The 14756-nt window shown below is 69.5% G+C and carries 18 protein-coding genes; 4 read left to right on the top strand and 14 right to left on the bottom strand.

Translation table 11 applies throughout. The annotated features are described in order from the left end of the window. Positions 1-2 precede the first annotated feature (2 nt). From ABN611_RS12795 to ABN611_RS12770, 6 genes are read right to left on the bottom strand one after another with little or no spacing between them, the layout of a single operon-like run. Complete coding sequence (locus ABN611_RS12795) at positions 3-1511, bottom strand: SCO6880 family protein (RefSeq protein ID WP_350280060.1); 1509 nt, start codon at positions 1509-1511, stop codon at positions 3-5. Next, positions 1498-3129, bottom strand: a complete 1632-nt coding sequence (locus ABN611_RS12790) for a hypothetical protein (protein WP_350280059.1) — start codon at positions 3127-3129, stop codon at positions 1498-1500. The genes ABN611_RS12795 and ABN611_RS12790 overlap by 14 nt, the downstream gene beginning before the upstream one ends. 1 nt (position 3130) lies before the next feature. Beyond that, the gene (locus tag ABN611_RS12785) at positions 3131-3994 is read right to left on the bottom strand and encodes a hypothetical protein (RefSeq protein ID WP_350280058.1); all 864 of its coding nucleotides are present in this window, start codon (positions 3992-3994) and stop codon (positions 3131-3133) included. Further along, positions 3991-4854: a hypothetical protein gene (locus tag ABN611_RS12780; protein WP_350280057.1), complete on the bottom strand. Its 864-nt coding sequence runs from the start codon at positions 4852-4854 to the stop codon at positions 3991-3993. The genes ABN611_RS12785 and ABN611_RS12780 overlap by 4 nt, the downstream gene beginning before the upstream one ends. A 38-nt stretch (positions 4855-4892) precedes the next feature. Then, positions 4893-5168: a conjugal transfer protein TrbC gene (locus ABN611_RS12775; RefSeq protein WP_350280056.1), complete on the bottom strand. Its 276-nt coding sequence runs from the start codon at positions 5166-5168 to the stop codon at positions 4893-4895. 15 nt (positions 5169-5183) lie between these two features. Beyond that, positions 5184-5726: a DUF6668 family protein gene (locus ABN611_RS12770; RefSeq protein ID WP_350280055.1), complete on the bottom strand. Its 543-nt coding sequence runs from the start codon at positions 5724-5726 to the stop codon at positions 5184-5186. A 326-nt stretch (positions 5727-6052) separates the two neighbouring features. On the opposite strand from ABN611_RS12770, the gene ABN611_RS12765 reads away from it, so the two are divergent. After that, complete coding sequence (locus ABN611_RS12765; protein WP_350280054.1) at positions 6053-7465, top strand: hypothetical protein; 1413 nt, start codon at positions 6053-6055, stop codon at positions 7463-7465. Beyond that, positions 7462-7722: a hypothetical protein gene (locus tag ABN611_RS12760; RefSeq protein ID WP_350280053.1), complete on the top strand. Its 261-nt coding sequence runs from the start codon at positions 7462-7464 to the stop codon at positions 7720-7722. Before ABN611_RS12765 ends, ABN611_RS12760 begins: the two co-directional genes overlap by 4 nt. Before the next feature lie 84 nt (positions 7723-7806). Here ABN611_RS12760 and rplI read toward each other — a convergent pair whose 3' ends face one another. The 5 genes from rplI to ABN611_RS12735 form a co-directional block, all read right to left on the bottom strand. Further along, complete coding sequence (gene rplI, locus ABN611_RS12755; RefSeq protein WP_350280052.1) at positions 7807-8253, bottom strand: 50S ribosomal protein L9; 447 nt, start codon at positions 8251-8253, stop codon at positions 7807-7809. Between the two features lie 14 nt (positions 8254-8267). Beyond that, complete coding sequence (rpsR, locus tag ABN611_RS12750) at positions 8268-8501, bottom strand: 30S ribosomal protein S18 (RefSeq protein ID WP_141856470.1); 234 nt, start codon at positions 8499-8501, stop codon at positions 8268-8270. 75 nt (positions 8502-8576) lie between these two features. Further along, entirely contained in the window at positions 8577-9158 is a 582-nt protein-coding gene (locus ABN611_RS12745; RefSeq protein WP_350280051.1) for a single-stranded DNA-binding protein, read from the bottom strand. 92 nt (positions 9159-9250) lie between these two features. Continuing rightward, the gene (rpsF, locus tag ABN611_RS12740) at positions 9251-9541 is read right to left on the bottom strand and encodes a 30S ribosomal protein S6 (protein WP_132211461.1); all 291 of its coding nucleotides are present in this window, start codon (positions 9539-9541) and stop codon (positions 9251-9253) included. 197 nt (positions 9542-9738) lie between these two features. Further along, complete coding sequence (locus tag ABN611_RS12735; RefSeq protein ID WP_350280050.1) at positions 9739-10872, bottom strand: MFS transporter; 1134 nt, start codon at positions 10870-10872, stop codon at positions 9739-9741. 94 nt (positions 10873-10966) lie between these two features. Between ABN611_RS12735 and ABN611_RS12730 the strand changes: the two genes are divergently transcribed. Both ABN611_RS12730 and ABN611_RS12725 read left to right on the top strand, forming a co-directional pair. Next, entirely contained in the window at positions 10967-11467 is a 501-nt protein-coding gene (locus ABN611_RS12730; RefSeq protein ID WP_350280049.1) for an Lrp/AsnC family transcriptional regulator, read from the top strand. Positions 11468-11499: 32 nt separating this feature from the next. Then, positions 11500-12303 carry a deoxyribonuclease IV gene (locus ABN611_RS12725; protein ID WP_350280048.1) on the top strand — a complete coding sequence of 268 codons (804 nt, stop codon included), beginning with the start codon at positions 11500-11502 and terminating at the stop codon, positions 12301-12303. Here ABN611_RS12725 and ABN611_RS12720 read toward each other — a convergent pair. From ABN611_RS12720 to ABN611_RS12710, 3 genes are read right to left on the bottom strand one after another with little or no spacing between them, the layout of a single operon-like run. Then, positions 12300-12791, bottom strand: a complete 492-nt coding sequence (locus tag ABN611_RS12720) for a hypothetical protein (RefSeq protein ID WP_350280047.1) — start codon at positions 12789-12791, stop codon at positions 12300-12302. The two genes, ABN611_RS12725 and ABN611_RS12720, sit on opposite strands and share 4 nt — an antisense overlap. A 26-nt stretch (positions 12792-12817) precedes the next feature. After that, positions 12818-14026 carry an MFS transporter gene (locus ABN611_RS12715; RefSeq protein WP_350280046.1) on the bottom strand — a complete coding sequence of 403 codons (1209 nt, stop codon included), beginning with the start codon at positions 14024-14026 and terminating at the stop codon, positions 12818-12820. 19 nt (positions 14027-14045) lie between these two features. Then, on the bottom strand, positions 14046-14747 hold the full coding sequence (locus tag ABN611_RS12710) for an SDR family oxidoreductase (RefSeq protein WP_350280045.1): 702 nt from the start codon (positions 14745-14747) through the stop codon (positions 14046-14048). Between the last annotated feature and the right edge of the window lie 9 nt (positions 14748-14756).

Raw genomic sequence — 14756 nt, 5'->3', positions numbered from 1 at the left:
GATCATAGGGATTCCCGGAGTCCCGCCGGTACCGCGAGGTGGTTCTGGATCACGACGCCCAGCGGCAGCCCGGCGACGAACGCGGAGTCCTGCGAGCCGTACGCCGTCCGCAGCAGCACCCGGGCGGTGGCGCCGAGGTTGTCGATCGCGGCGATCATGTCCGGGATCTGCTCCGCGCTCATCACCGTGCCGGTGACGACCATGCCGAAGTTGACCAGGCCGGCGCCGCGCGCCTCCTCCTGCGCGGACCGGTCCGCGGCCCGGGCTTCGGCCAGGTTCCGGGCGGACGGCCGCGCCGACGCGGTGGCGCGGAACGACGCGTTCCGCTTGTCGGCCTCCACCATCCGGGCCGCCGTACCGGCGTCGAGCGGGCGGTAGAGCAGCGTCACGCGCTTGCGGTCGATGTCGACGTGCGGTGCGACCAGCTGCGACAGCACCGAGGAGAACACCTCACCGCGCGGGGCCTGCGACATCTGCCAGGTCACGGACCAGGCGGAGTCGTGGCGGTACTTGTCCCAGAACGACTGGGCGGCGGCCGGGCCGACGTCGGTCCACTGCAGCTCGGGCGGCATGCCCTGCCCGCGGGCCTCGTCGATCAGCGCGGCGGACGCCGGGTCGTACGCGATCCGGATCGCTTCGCAGAGCTCCTGCGCGCTGACCGGCCGGGCCGCGCCGGCGCCGGTCGCGTTCAGGCTCTGGGTGAGGGCGGGCAGCCGGGCCGCGAGCTCGCGGCCCATGTCGTCTTCCTTGCGCCGCTTGCCGCTCCGGTCGGTGCCCTTGAAGGTCAACGCGACGCGGGCCGAGACCAGCGCCGAGCCCTCCGGGTAGGACTGCACGACCTCGGTCAGCATCGCGCGGGCGATCGCGGGCGTGCCGTCCATCATGTTGTTGCCGACCTCGCGACGCAGCCGGATACCGGTGTCGGGCGCGCTCTCCACCGTCACCGAGGCGGCGACGATGCCCGGCTCGTGACCGAGCGAAGCGAGCCACTGGCCCCAGTGCGCCACCCAGATGTCCACCTGCTCCTCGTCGACCAGCGACGCGCCGTCGGGCTCGGCGTTGATCACGACGGTGAAGTGCCGGGTGCTCGGGTAGTACAGGAGCGCGAACGGCCGCCCGTACGAGTCCTGGTACTCGCTCAGCTGGGAGGCCGCGGCGAGACCGGGAAGCTGGAACTTGCCCCAGGCGGTCCGGCCGAGCGGGCCGGAGCGGTAGATGTTGTGCTTAGCCATTTTTGCTCGTTGCCATCCAATGTGGGTCGACAGCCGTTGCAGCGTGGAGTGCCCGTGCTTGTCCTTCGTGACCAGCAGGCCGAGCGCCGCACCGACGATCAGCAAGCTGACGAGAGCGGCCCGGATGCCGCCCGCCATCGTGGCGAAGACGACCAGCAGCAGGCCGCCCATCATGATGCCGGTGCCGAGCATGCCGAGGCCGGCGATGCCCGCGGAGGCGGGCTGCCGCCAGTTGCCGTAGGTGCGAGGTGCGCGTCGTACGTTCTCAGCCGCTGCCACTTGGTCCGTCCGGTTCCCGTCGTCGGTAGTCGTCGTCGCGATCGCGATAGTCGTCGTCGCGGAAGTCCCGCTGGCCGCGGTCGCGCTCGCGGCTCAGGTCGCCGCCACCGCCGCTGCCGGTCGGGCCGCCGCCGTCGCCACCGCCACCGCCCTGCTGCTGGGCGCCCTGGTCCATCTCGTCGTTGCCGATCGTCTCGGACGCCGCCATCTGGCCGAACGCCTTGGTGGCGTCCATACCGGCCTTGACCGCGACCACCGCGACAGCGGCCGGACCCGCGGCAGCCGCGGCACCACCGGCCGCGCCACCCGCGGCCGCACCGCCTGCGGCGCCACCACCGGCACCACCTGCCGCGCCGCCCGCGGCACCACCGGCAGCACCGCCACTGGCACCACCGGCGGCACCGGACGCACCGGCGCCTTCGCCTCCGGCAGCCGCGCCCTGGGCACCGCCACCGCCGCCGCTCGGAGCCTGCTGCGAGGCGCGCCCGACGTTCTGCGCACCGGTCGGACCGTCGCCGCCACCGCCACTGCCGCTGCCGTCGGAGCCCTGGTCGGCGCCCTTGCTCACCATGTCGCCGACCTTGTCGGCCCCGACCATCTTGGCCGCGATCATGCCGGCGCCGGCCCCGCCCGCGGTCGCCCCGACCATCGGCACGATGAACCGCATCAGCGCCGGCATCGCGAACAACGCGAGCACCAGCATCGTCAGGCCGGTGACCACGTTCATCACCAGGCTGCCGACGTCGTTCGGGTCGGTGATGTCGAAGTGCAGCGGTGCGCCGTTGTTCGTGACCAGGCGGATCGCCGTGGCGTAGACGATCGCGGCCACCGGCTTGTAGAGGATGAACGCGAGCAGCCAGGAGATGATCCGCTTGAACCAGGTCCGGCCCATCTCGGTGTTGGTCGCGGCGGCAGCGATCGGCAGCACCCCGAGCAGCAGCACCAGCATCGCGCTCCGGACGACCATCAGGACGATCTGGATGATGCTGGCGAGCACGCAGAGGACGCCGACCGCGATCATGATGCCGATCAGCAGCGGCGAACCGGCGAGCGCGGCGACCGCGCCGAAGCCGAGCACGGTGCCCATCACCGTGCCGAAGGCCTGCGAGTCACCGGACCCGATGTTCTCGCAGCCGTTGACCCAGCCGGAGGCGTTGCCGGACTGCAGTGCGGTGCTGATGATGCAGCTCGAGAAGATGTCGCCGGCGGTGATCAGCGCCTGCGCGACGGCGATCGAGAACGCCGCGGCGACGGCGAGCGTGATCAGCGACCGGAGCAGTTCGCGGGCCGACTCGCCGCGCTGCGTCCAGGCCATCTGGATGGCGCCGACGACCAGCCCGATCGCGGCGATGAAGAGTGCGATGAACTGCGTGTGGTTCCAGACCCAGTCGATGGTCCCGTTGGCCGGCTTGCCGGGTGCGCCCTCGACCGGGATGGTCGGTACGTAGACCCAGAAGGTGGCGATGGTGCTCATCAGGGTGCCGACGGCGGAGGCGAGCGCGTCAAGGATCGGTTTGAACACGAACTTCATCACCACTTCCATGACGGGGGCGAGGATGACCTCGAGGGCCTTCTTCATCAGGTCGATCGCCCATTCGAGGACACCGAGCGGGATCATGTCAGGACGTCCTCGGGGAGACGAAGCGCAGAATGGCCGGCAGTGCGACCACTGCCACGATCATCAGCGTGACGCCCATGATGACCTTGAGGATCTTCGATCCGCCGTCGTCGGTCGCACCCATCAGCATGAACGAGGTGGCGTAGATGATCGCCGCGACCGGTTTGTAGATGATGAACGAGGCGAGCCAGGCGAGGGCGCGTTTGAACCACATCATCCCCATCTCGGTGTTCGTGGCCGCCGCGGTCAGCGGCAGCACGCCCACCAGCAGCACGAGCATGCCGTAGCGGACGATCATCAGCGCCAGCTGGACGATCGCCGTGATGACCATCAGGATGCCGACGAAGATGACCAGCAACCAGCCGAACGGTTCGTCCAGCACGTCGAGCAGGTTCTTCGCGTAGTTGTGGTCGTTGGCCGCCAGCGCCTCGTTGACGATCCAGGACGAGAACTCGTCCGAGGCCGAGATCAGCGTGCCCGCGAAGGCCGTCGCGGATCCCGTCACCACGACCAGCGTGACCAGCGAGCGCACGATGTCCCGGGCCGGCTCACCACGGTGCGAGATCGCCATCTGCATCGCCGCGACGACGACCGCGATCGAGGCGATGAACACCATGATGAAGTTGGTGTGCTCCTGGATCCACAGCGCCGGGGTGTTCTCCGCGATGTCCGGCGTCTTGATGTAGACCCAGAGCAGGCCGACGGCCTTCATGACCGCCTCGACGGCCTTGATGACGACGTTGGCGATGGCCTCGAAGATGAAGTCGAAGAAGGTGCCGAAGGCCCACTCGAGTGCGGCCTGCAGGCCCTCCTTGAAGCAGTCGTCCCAGTCCCAGGGCCAGCCCGAGCATCCGAGTGCGATCATGACGAACCACTGAACCTCACGTAGCCGCTGAGACTGGTCAGGATGTCCGGCTCGGTCGAGCCGTTGAAGCTCCCGTCGGTCTGCAGCTCGATGTACCAGTCGCCCTTGTACCAGCGCATGGTGACGGGCATCGCGCCGTACGCCTTGTTGTTCAGGTCGGCGACCACCTGGATGATCGCGCGGGTCGCGTTCGGCGGGTAGTCGAGCACCTTGAAGCCGGCGAACTGGATGTCACCGGCAACGGTCGTCGACGGCGTGCTGGCCGCCTGCTTGGCCGCCGCGATCGCCGCGTCGCGGCCGGGACCCGGGTACACCCGGCTGTTCAGGGCGGCGATGCCGACCTCCGGGTTCTGCAGCTGGCCGAGCAGGACCATGGCCGCGAGCACCGCGCCGGTCGGCGAGTGCGCGAAACAGGAGCGCACGCCGTTCGGGCTGGTCTTCGCCGGCCCGCTCTCGGCCTGAATCGGGATCAGCATCTTTCCCTCGAACTGCCAGGAGACCGCGAGCGGGGCGGCGACCCGGGGGATCGCCTGGCTCGGGTTCTTGGCGTTGCAGCCGCCGGTGCGGCTGTTGGGCGGTGGCGGTGCGGTCCGCGTGGCGCTCGGCTCCTCGGTCGGCGCCGGCGGCTCGGTGGACTCTTCTTCGGTGGGCTGCCCGGTGGGGACGACCGTGCTCGGGGTCTGGCTCGGGCCGGCCGTCGGATCGTCCGACCGGCCACCCGCCATGAACCAGACCACCAGGCAGACCAGTACCGCTCCGACGACGATCGCCGACGCGATGAAGCCACGCTCCTCGAGGAAGCTGTTCTTCGCGCCGTCGGAATCGTCGCCGGAGTCGTCGTCCCTGCTGAACAGTCCCACCTACGATCAGCCTCCGAGCTGCTCTGCGCGGACCTGGATCAGCTCTTCAGCGCGTCGACGAGGGCGGTGGCCGCACCGATCACGATGCAGGCCGCGAGGACCCAGCCGAGCCGGGCCGCGTGCTCGCCGCCCTCACCGCGGCGCTGACCGACGGCCATCATGCCGCCGGCGATCAGGATGCCGAGGACACAGACCGAGTACGCGATCCACTTGACCCAGCCGAGGACCTTGTCCAGGTTGCCCTGAACCCCTGGCGGCGCTTCCAGGGGGAGCATGTTCGGAAGCTCCATGATCAGGTGGTGTGCGAACGACATGATGGTGAAAACCTTTCAGTATGGGGCGGGGTAATCCGCTGGGTTTGACGCGCGAAGAGCGTAGATGGATTCAAGGACTTCGAAAACCTCGTCCGGGGTGTTGTCAGGCGTCGGAGCCTCCCCTCTGCGCCACTCCTCGATCCAGGGGATGTCCCAGACCCTCGGAACACCTCCGCCGACGATGTCGGCGAAGTCGTCGAGCACCCTGGGCAGCCGGCCGGGGGCGTCCGCGATCAGCACCAGGCCGAGCACGGCGACGCCCTGCACGACGCCCGAGGCCCACTCGATCGCGGCCCGCTGCGCGGCGCGCAGCCCGGACCCGTGGGTCCGGGCGACCAGGATCACCGGTGTCGGCACCGGCGGCGGCGGGATCGGCCAACGGTGGTTGGCCGCCCGGGTCCCGGGGAGCAGTACGGACATGGTGGTCTCGCCGGCGCCGCCGTGCACACCGACCCACCAGAGCGTGTCCGCCGCCGGAATCGCGAACTTGGGCAGCCGCTGGTCCTCCGCCGGCGCCGGCACCCCGTGCTGCGGGGCGGACGGCCCCCGCGGGGTCATGTCCGGCCGAGGCACGGGACCGGGTGACGGCTGTTGCGGACCCGGAGACTGATCTCGTGTCCACGGGTTCTGCGTCATGGCCCCTCCTCTCGCGGTCCGTCACAGGCTGTCGCCCACCGTATTCTCTCGCTTTCCGGGTGTACTTTCGTGACCCATCCACAGGCGAGGATGTTTCTACCCCCTTGTCGGGGTCAGTCGAGCCGACGGGCCCGCGTGGTTTCCGCATGCCCGGAATCCCTGGCATGCCTCATGCGGGGGACATGCTAGAACGAGCACGTCGGTTCCGGACGAACGAGGGAGACCTGTGGCGGGAATGAGAGGACATCGTGGCTGAGAAGATCCCCTCCTGGCCGAAGGTCACGATCCGGCTGTACGACGACCACAACGCCGAGGTGAAGATCGCGGGCCGGAGCCATCCGGTCAACCACCACGACCCGCGGCAGGCCGCCATCCAGCTCGTCAGCGAGCGCGCCGCCCAGCTCGGCCGCCCGGTGAAGGCGACCGCGGTCGAGGCCGACGGCGCCTCCTGGCCGCTGGTCATCCACCCGGACGGCCAGGTGGACGCGATCGAGACCGACTCCCGCCGGAACAAGAAGCCGATCTGGCCGATCGTGGTGGCGTTCGTGCTCGCCGGGGTGCTGATCGCCGGTACGACGCTGTACATCACCGTGTTCAGCAAGCTCGGGGAGCAGAAGCCGCAGGTGACCGAGTCACCCAAGCTGCCCGCGCTGCCGGAGCCGAGCGTGCGCGCCGACGAGTACCCGCCGCAGACCCCGCCGCCGGGCTTCTCCAACCACGCGGGCTGGACGGTCGACATCGCCGAGGAGACCACGCCGGCGATCAAGCCGGACGGCACCGAGGTCGCGATCCTGACCCAGGACCAGAAGGTCGCGGTCTTCGACAGCAACGGCAAGGTGCTGTGGCAGGACAAGGTCCCGAAGGACGCGCTGAGCCCGGTCTACACCACGATCGACTCCAAGCTGGTGCTCGCCGTCGCGACACCGGACACCCTGACCTACTGGGCGGGTGGCGGCGCGCTGCCGACCAAGCTCGAACTGCCGGACGGCGCCCAGGTGCAGTTCTTCGGCAAGTCGCCGTTGATCCTGCTGAGCAGCGACTCCGGCGCGATGGTGGTGTCCGGCGGCGAGCTCAAGACGGTTCCGGAGGGGCCGCGGTTCTCGACGGTGCTGCTGGCCGAGGGCGACCGTGCGCTGCACGCACTGCCGAAGACCGGGTTCACCTGGACCCAGCCCGGCAGGGACCAGCCGGTGCCCGTCCCGCTGCAGAAGCCGGGTGGCGGCGGCGTGATCCAGAAGGTCATCACCGCGAGCCCGGACTACGCGCTGGTGCTGTGGACGTTTCCGGGCAAGCCGGATCTGGTGATCCCGACGGTGCACTCGACGGCGAGTGGCAAAGTCGTCTCGATCTGCACGCCGACCGCGGCCGGTAACCCCGACGAGTGGGCCTGGGTCCCGGACCCGAGCCGCAAGTTCGCCGCCTGGGGCGAGTGCCTGATCAATCTCACCACCCGCCGGCCGCTCGAACTCAAGGACTTCCACCCGCTGTCGATCACCGGCCAGTACCTGTACGGCACGAACGCCAGCAAGCTGTACGCCGTGACCGCCGCCGGCAAGCAGTACGCGCTGCCGCCCGGGACGACACGGCCCTGGGGCATCGTCGGGAAACGCGCGGTCGTCGTCTACAGCTCGGTCCTCTACGCGCTGGACCCGAAGAAATGACGGGTCGACGAGCGCGCGTCGCGGCGCGGACCGTGGCGGCGCTGGCGGCGGCTGTGGTGCTGGTGCCGTCCGGGTCCGCACTCGCGGACAACATCGAGCCGCAACCTACCGATTGGCCGACGGTCAAGCCGGTGGAACAGGGCAACGCGGCGGAACCGCAGCCGTCGGACTGGCCGACCGTCCCAGCCACCGGCGACACCGGCCAGGCCGTCGAACCACAACCGGTCGACTGGCCCACCCCCGAGGGCGAGAACTGATCCGCTCCGCGGTGAGCGGAGAACCGACCCAACGACAAGGCCCGCGTCCCCCAGGGGGACGCGGGCCTTGGACGTGGTGCGGGATCAGCCGGCCGCAACCTCGAGGCGGACCGTGGCGGCCACCTCCGGGTGCAGCTGGACGGCGACCTGGTGCTTGCCGGTGGTCTTGATCGGCGTCGCGATCGCGATCGCGCGCTTCTCGACCAGCGGGCCGCCGGCGGCCTTGATGGCGCCGGCGATGTCGGCCGGGGTGACCGAACCGAACAGCCGGCCGGTGTCACCGGCCTTGACCTCCAGCTTCACGGCAAGCTGCTCGAGCTGGTTCTTGACCTCGCTCGCGTGCTCCTTGCCCTGGATCGCCCGGGCGTCGCGCGCCCGCTTGATCGTCTGGATCTGCTTCTCGGCGCCGCGGGTCCAGCCGATGGCCAGGCCGCGCGGGACCAGGTAGTTACGGCCGTAGCCGTCCTTCACCTCGACGATGTCGCCGGGGGCTCCGAGGCCCTCGACCTCCTGAGACAGGATGAGCTTCATGGTCCGCGCCTCCCTCAGCGAGCCGTGCTCGTGTACGGCAGCAGGGCCACCTCACGAGCGTTCTTGATAGCGGTGGCCACGTCGCGCTGGTGCTGCACGCAGTTCCCGGTCACCCGGCGGGCGCGGATCTTGCCGCGGTCCGAGATGAACTTGCGCAGCAGCGCGGTGTCCTTGTAATCGACGTACGTCGCCTTGTCCTTGCAGAAGCCGCAGATCTTCTTCTTCGGCTTCCGAACGATCTTGGCCATTGTGGTGCTCTCTTCCTACTTCCAGAGCCCGGCTGGTCCGCCGGAATGGTCACTTACTGATGGATTGCGGGCCGCTCAGAACGGGGGCTCCTCCATCGAGCCGCCGCCCTGGCTGGCCCAGGGGTCGTTCTGCTGGGCGGGCTGTCCGCCGCCCTGCGGGGTCGCCCAGGGGTCGTTCTGCTGGTTGCCACCCTGGCCGCCGCCGTAGCCGCCGCCCGGGTTGCCACCGCCCTGGTTGTAGCCGCCACCCTGGTTGCCACCACCGCCGCCGCCGAAGCCACCGCCGTCGGAGCGCGAGGTCTTGGAGATCTTCAGCGTCGCGTAGCGCATGCTGGCGCCGATCTCCTCGACGTCACACTCGAACACGGTGCGCTTGTTCCCGTCGCGGTCGTCGTAGCTGCGCGCCTTCAGGCGCCCGTGCACGACGACCCGGGAACCGCGGGTCAGCGACTCGGCAACGTTCTCGGCGACCTGGCGCCACACCGAACACGAGATGAAGAGGGTCTCCCCGTCCTTCCACTCGTTGGTCTGCCGGTCCAGCGTCCGCGGGGTGGACGCGATGGTGAAATTCGCCACCGCGGCGCCCGAGGGCGTGAAGCGCAGTTCCGGATCACCCGTGAGGTTTCCGATCAGGGTGATGGGTGGTTCGCCTGCCATTGCCGTTCCTCCTGCTATCGGGTGTGGCTGTGTCTACAGCTAGTGGTACCGGCTGGCGCCGACAGTACCGCTGGCTGCTGACGACCCCAGGTTCAGTGCTGGTCCGGCCGGATGACCTTGGTGCGCAGGATCGACTCGTTCAGCGTGAGCTGCCGGTCGAGCTCCTTCACGACCGCCGGCTCGGCGGTCAGGTCGATGACGGCGTAGATGCCTTCGGCCTTCTTCTTCACGTCATAGGCGAGCTTGCGACGACCCCAGATGTCGAGCTTCTCGACCGTGCCACCTTCCTTGCGGACGATGTTCAGGTACTGGTCGATGGACGGCTCCACGGTGCGCTCATCGAGCTCCGGGTCGAGGATCACCATGACTTCGTAACGACGCATGCGCGAACTCCACCTCCTTCGGACTTGGCGGCCACGGTCTCTCCGTGGCAGGAGGGCGATGCGGTCTGTCCGGCGCCGGCACTTGCCACCGACGCCAAACAACGAGCCCGGTCGATGGACCGGGCCACATCAAAAAGAGTACCAGCGTTCGGACGCCTGCTTGACCATATCCACAGGCCTGTCCCGACGACTCCGCGTCACGGTACCGCGACGGTGTGCTCACGTCGACGCAGTACGAGCAGCACCAACGGTACGGCGAGAACGACCGAGATGACGGTCAACAGCGGGTAGCCGCCGAGCGTGTAGAGCCACGGCGAACTGGCCGCGGAGACCGCGGAGATCGCCCAGATCGACGACTCGACCCTGCTCTCGTACGGCGTACCGAGCAGCCGCGCGCTGCCGCCCAGGTAGCAGAGGTTCCACGCGTAGCCGAGCAGGAACAGCGCCGGGGTGAAGGCCAGGCCCGACTGCGTGGTCAGCAGCGCGGACACGATCAGCAGCAGCAGACCGCTGAGCATCACCGGACGCGGACCGGTGCGGTCGATCCACCACCCCGTCAGCGGCGACAGCGCGAACATCCCGAGCGTGTGCGCGGACAGCATCACGCCCAGCAGCCCGAGGCCTTCGCCGTGGTGGTGGGTGTGCACCGGAACGGCCGACATCAGCGCCACCATCACCAGATGCCCGGTCACCATCACGCCGGCGGCCACGAGGACCGACGTACGAGCGGCGGCCGGGGCCTGAGTGGCACGGGACCTGGCCGGTTGCTCGGCGGTGTGGACGGTCCGGATGTACGTCGCCGCGACCAGGGCCCCGAAGACCGTTGCCAAGGCCAGCAGGAAGGGCCCGGCGACCGCGGGCAGTCCGACTGCCGAGGCGAAGCCCTGCGCGGGCGCCATCAGGAACGGTCCGCCGGCGGCGCCCGCGGTACTGGCCCACACGACCGCGCTCATCGCCGACGCCTGGCGGGGCTCCGGGACGGCCTCGCCGGCGGCGTACCGGGACAACAGGCTGGCGGCGTTCCCGGCCCCGAGCAGGAACATGCCGACGAACAGCAGCGCGATCGGCGCACCCACCGCGGCGAGCACCGTCAACGCCCCGCCGGCGACGCCCGCGCCGTACCCGAGCCGGAGGGCGTACGCGCGACCGAACCGGGTGGTCCACCGGCCGACCGCCATCGCACCGGCGGCGGTGCCGAGGACCCCGGCCGTGTTCGGGACGCCGGCGAGGCTGGAGCCGAGTTCGTCGGCGGTCAGGATCGTGCTCACCGCGCTGGCGGCGATCATCGCCGCGTTCATCAGGGCGGCTGCGAGGACGACGGGAACGAGCATGCGCACCACGCTAGAAAGGTGCCCGTTCGCGCTGAATACATGATGCAAGGCATCCGGCCTTGCCTACCGTCGATATCGAAGGTGTTCTGGGCAGATGACCTTTCAGGAGCGTGAGCTGGACCCCACCGACTGGCAGATCCTGGCCGAACTGCAGTCCGACGGCCGCCTGTCGTTCAACCAGCTGGGCAAGCGGGTCAACCTCTCGCCACCCGCGGTCGCCGACCGGGTACGACGCCTCGAGGAGGCCGGCGTGATCACCGGATACCGCGCCCAGGTGGACCCGGCGCGCGCCGGCCAGCCGCTGTCCGCCTTCGTCCAGATGCGCTGTACGACGGGCCGCTGCCTGCTCAAGACCACCCGCGCCGAGGACTTCCCCGAGGTCCTCGAGATCCACAAGCTCAGCGGCAACTCCTGCTCGATGCTCCGCGTGCGCGTCACGTCGATGCAACACCTCGAAGGCCTCTTCGAACGCCTCGGCGAACACGGCGAGATGAACACCCACATCGTCCTGTCCACAGAATTCGAAGGCCGCCCGGTCCAGCCGCCGGCGCCCGGGAGCCGGCAGGTCACCCGGTCGGCCGGATGGGGCGACTGAAAGCTGTCGGTGGGCGGTTCTAGGGTGTGGGTATGACTGTGAAGCTTGGTGCGCATGTGGATCAGGAGGACCCGTTGGCCGAGGCGGCCGACCGGGGGGCCGACCTGGTGCAGTTCTTCCTGGGGAATCCGCAGGACTACAAGGCGCCCAAGCTCGCGTACGCCGACGGCGAGGAGGCGCTGAAGGAGCGGGCCGCCGCCGCGGGGGTCGACCTCTACGTGCACGCGCCGTACCGGCTGAACGTCGCGAACACGAACAACCGGATCCGGATCCCGAGCCGGAAGCTGCTGCAGCAGACGCTCGACAAGGCCGCCGAGATCGACGTCAAGGGCGTGATCGTGCACGGCGGGCACGTCGGCGACGAGGACGACCCGGAGGCCGGGTTCGACAACTGGCGCAAGTGCATCGAGCGCGCCGAGCTCCCGGTGCCGCTGCTGATCGAGAACACCGCCGGCGGTGAGAACGCGATGGCCCGGCAGCTCGAGCGGATCGCGCGGCTCTGGGACGCGGTGCAGGCGTCCGGCAACGACCGCCTGGAGAACGTCGGGTTCTGCCTGGACACCTGCCACTTCCACGCGGCCGGTGAGGAGCTGCCGACGATCGTCGAGCGGGTGCTGGCGATCACCGGCCGGATCGACCTCGTGCACGCGAACGGGTCACGCGACGAGTTCGGCTCCGGCGCCGACCGGCACAGCAACTTCGAGGAAGGTCACATCGACCCGGCGGACATCGTCGCGGTCGTGCAGGCCGCCGGTGCCCCGGTGGTCGTCGAGACGCCGAACGCCAACAACGGCCAGAAGGCGGACCTCGACTACCTGCGGGCGCACCTCAACTAGCTGTCGGCCGGCTTCTTCGTCCGGTTCAGGCCGTACATCCAGTAGGTCAGCGCCCACGGAAAGAGCAGTGCGAGCGCGGCCTTGCTGTCGGTCGGCACGAGCAGGCCGCAGATCACCGCGACCACCACGACGACCGTGCTGGCCTGGAAGACGTCGACCGGACCGAGCACCTGGGTCCGGAGCTTCAGGCGATCCTTGGCACAGAAGACGTAGGTGGCCGTGAGCGCGGCCAGGCACAGGTAGGTCAGCACCACGCCGAGCCAGCCGAGAACGCCGAAGCTCCGATCCGACTGAAGGATGCCGGAGAGCAGGAACACACCGATCATCACGGTCAACCCTGCGCACCACCACTGAAACCGATTCTCCGCCGCACCCGCCCGCGCCGCCGCCTCGGCGTCCTTCTCCGCCTGAGTCTTCTCCGGAACCCCGGGCTTGCCCGCAGCCTGAGCCTCGGTCGTGGGTTCGGGTTCAGGATCTGACTGCGCCATGGCAGCGACGGTAGCGCAGCATGAGGCTAAGCCGGCTCGGGCAAGGGGGCTGGTTTAGGTGCTCGCCAGGGTAGGAGTACTGCGCTGAGCGTGCAGCAGATCCCCGCGACCCATAGCGCACCGCGCATCCCGATCACCGTTGCGAGGACGCCACCGAGGGCCATGAAGGCGGGTTGGACGCAGCGTGAGGTGATTGACCAGGAGCCCACGACGCGGGACATGAAGCCGTCCTCGGTCACCTCCATGCGGTACGTCGCGAACGACGGGTTGAAGGCGCCGGCTCCGACGAGCAGCGCCGTCTCGGCGACGGTCAGCAGCACGAAGCCGGCCCAGCCGTGCGGTGCCAGTGGGACGAGCAGCAGCCACGGCGCCCGCAGTACGCCGAACACCAGCAGCATCCAGCGCAGCCCGTACCGCCGGGTGAGTCGCGGCGCCAGCCGCGCGCCGATCACCCCGCCGATGCAGGAAACACCGAGCAGCACCCCGTAGCTCCACGCGGGCAGCCCGAGGTCCCGCAACATGAAAACGGCGAACAACGGCGACGTCATCATCACCGGACCGCCGAAGAGCTGCGAGTTCCAGAACAGCACGCGCAGTCCCCGGTGCCGCAGGATGTACCGCCAACCGGCGGTGATGTCGCGCTTCCCCTCGCGCCGCACCGGCTCCGGCTCGGGTTGCCGGATCCGCCGGATGCCGAGCGCCGATCCGAGGAACGAGACCGCGTCGACCGCCAGCGTCACCGTCGCGCCGACCAAGCTCACCAGCACTCCACCCAGCGCCGGACCGACGGTCAACGACGCCCAGTTGGTCTGCTCGAACCGGCTGTTCGCCTCCGCCCGGCCCTCAGCCGAAACCAACGCCTTCAAATGCGCGCCACTCGCAGCCTGGAACGCGATCGTCCCGGCCGCATGGAACACCCCGGCCACGCAAAGATGGGCATACGTCAGTACGCCGAACAAGGCCGCGACCGGCACCGAGACCAACGCGAAGAACCGCACCAGGTCCGCCGCGATCATCACCGGCCGCTTCCGCCGCTGCTCGATGAAGTCCCCCATCGGCAGGGCGAGCGCCGCGCCGGCCACCGCGGACAGCGCCGCCAGCATCGAGACCTGGAGGGTGGTCGAGTCCAGCGCCAGTACGGCGACCAACGGCAGCGCGCCGAGCCCTACCGCCGATCCGAACGCGCTGACCGTGAACGCGAGCCACAACCGCCGGAAGTCTCGACCCAAAGACATCCCGCGATCGTAGGAGCCGTCACCGACACAAATTCAGACCGCCGTCGAGCAGGATGACCTCACCGGTCAGGTAGCTGTTGTGGACAACCGCGGAGATCAGGTCCGCGACGTCCGACGGCTGCGCCGCACGGCGCATCGGGCTCGCGGTTTTCCACAGCTCCTGCGCCGCGGTCCACGACTCGGTGAGCGGCGTGTCGACGAGCCCGGGAGCGACCGCGTTCACCCGGACGTCGGGTCCGAGCGCGGCGGCGAGCAACTTCGTCACGTGGTTCAGCGCCGCCTTCGACGCGGCGTACGCGATCGAGCTGCCCTTGGGCCGGACGCCCGCGTGGCTCGTCACGTTCACGATGCAGCCGCCGTACTCGCGGAGCGCCGGGAGGGCCGCCGTACACAACAGCCACGGCGCGATCAGGTTCACGTCGAGGAGCCGCCGCCAGTCCTCGGCGGTCAGTCCGTCGAGGTCCGCGTGCGGGACCGGCCAGCTGATGCCGGCGTTGTTCACGAGTACGTCGAGCCGCCCGTGCTCGGCCACTACCTCGGGCACGAGCGCGGCCGCCGCTGCGTCGTCGGACAGATCGGCCTGGTGATACGAGCCGCCCAGCTCAGCGGCCAGCGCCTCCCCCGCGGACCGGCTGGAGCGCGAGTGCACGGCGACGGTCATCCCGTCCGCGGCCAACCGCCGTACCGTCGCCGCCCCGATCCCGGAGGTGGATCCGGTCACCAGCGCAAC

This window comes from Kribbella sp. HUAS MG21, from assembly GCF_040254265.1.
Classification (GTDB): domain Bacteria; phylum Actinomycetota; class Actinomycetes; order Propionibacteriales; family Kribbellaceae; genus Kribbella.
Note: the sequence above shows the minus strand (reverse complement) of the source record. Positions and strands in the feature narration are given on the sequence as shown.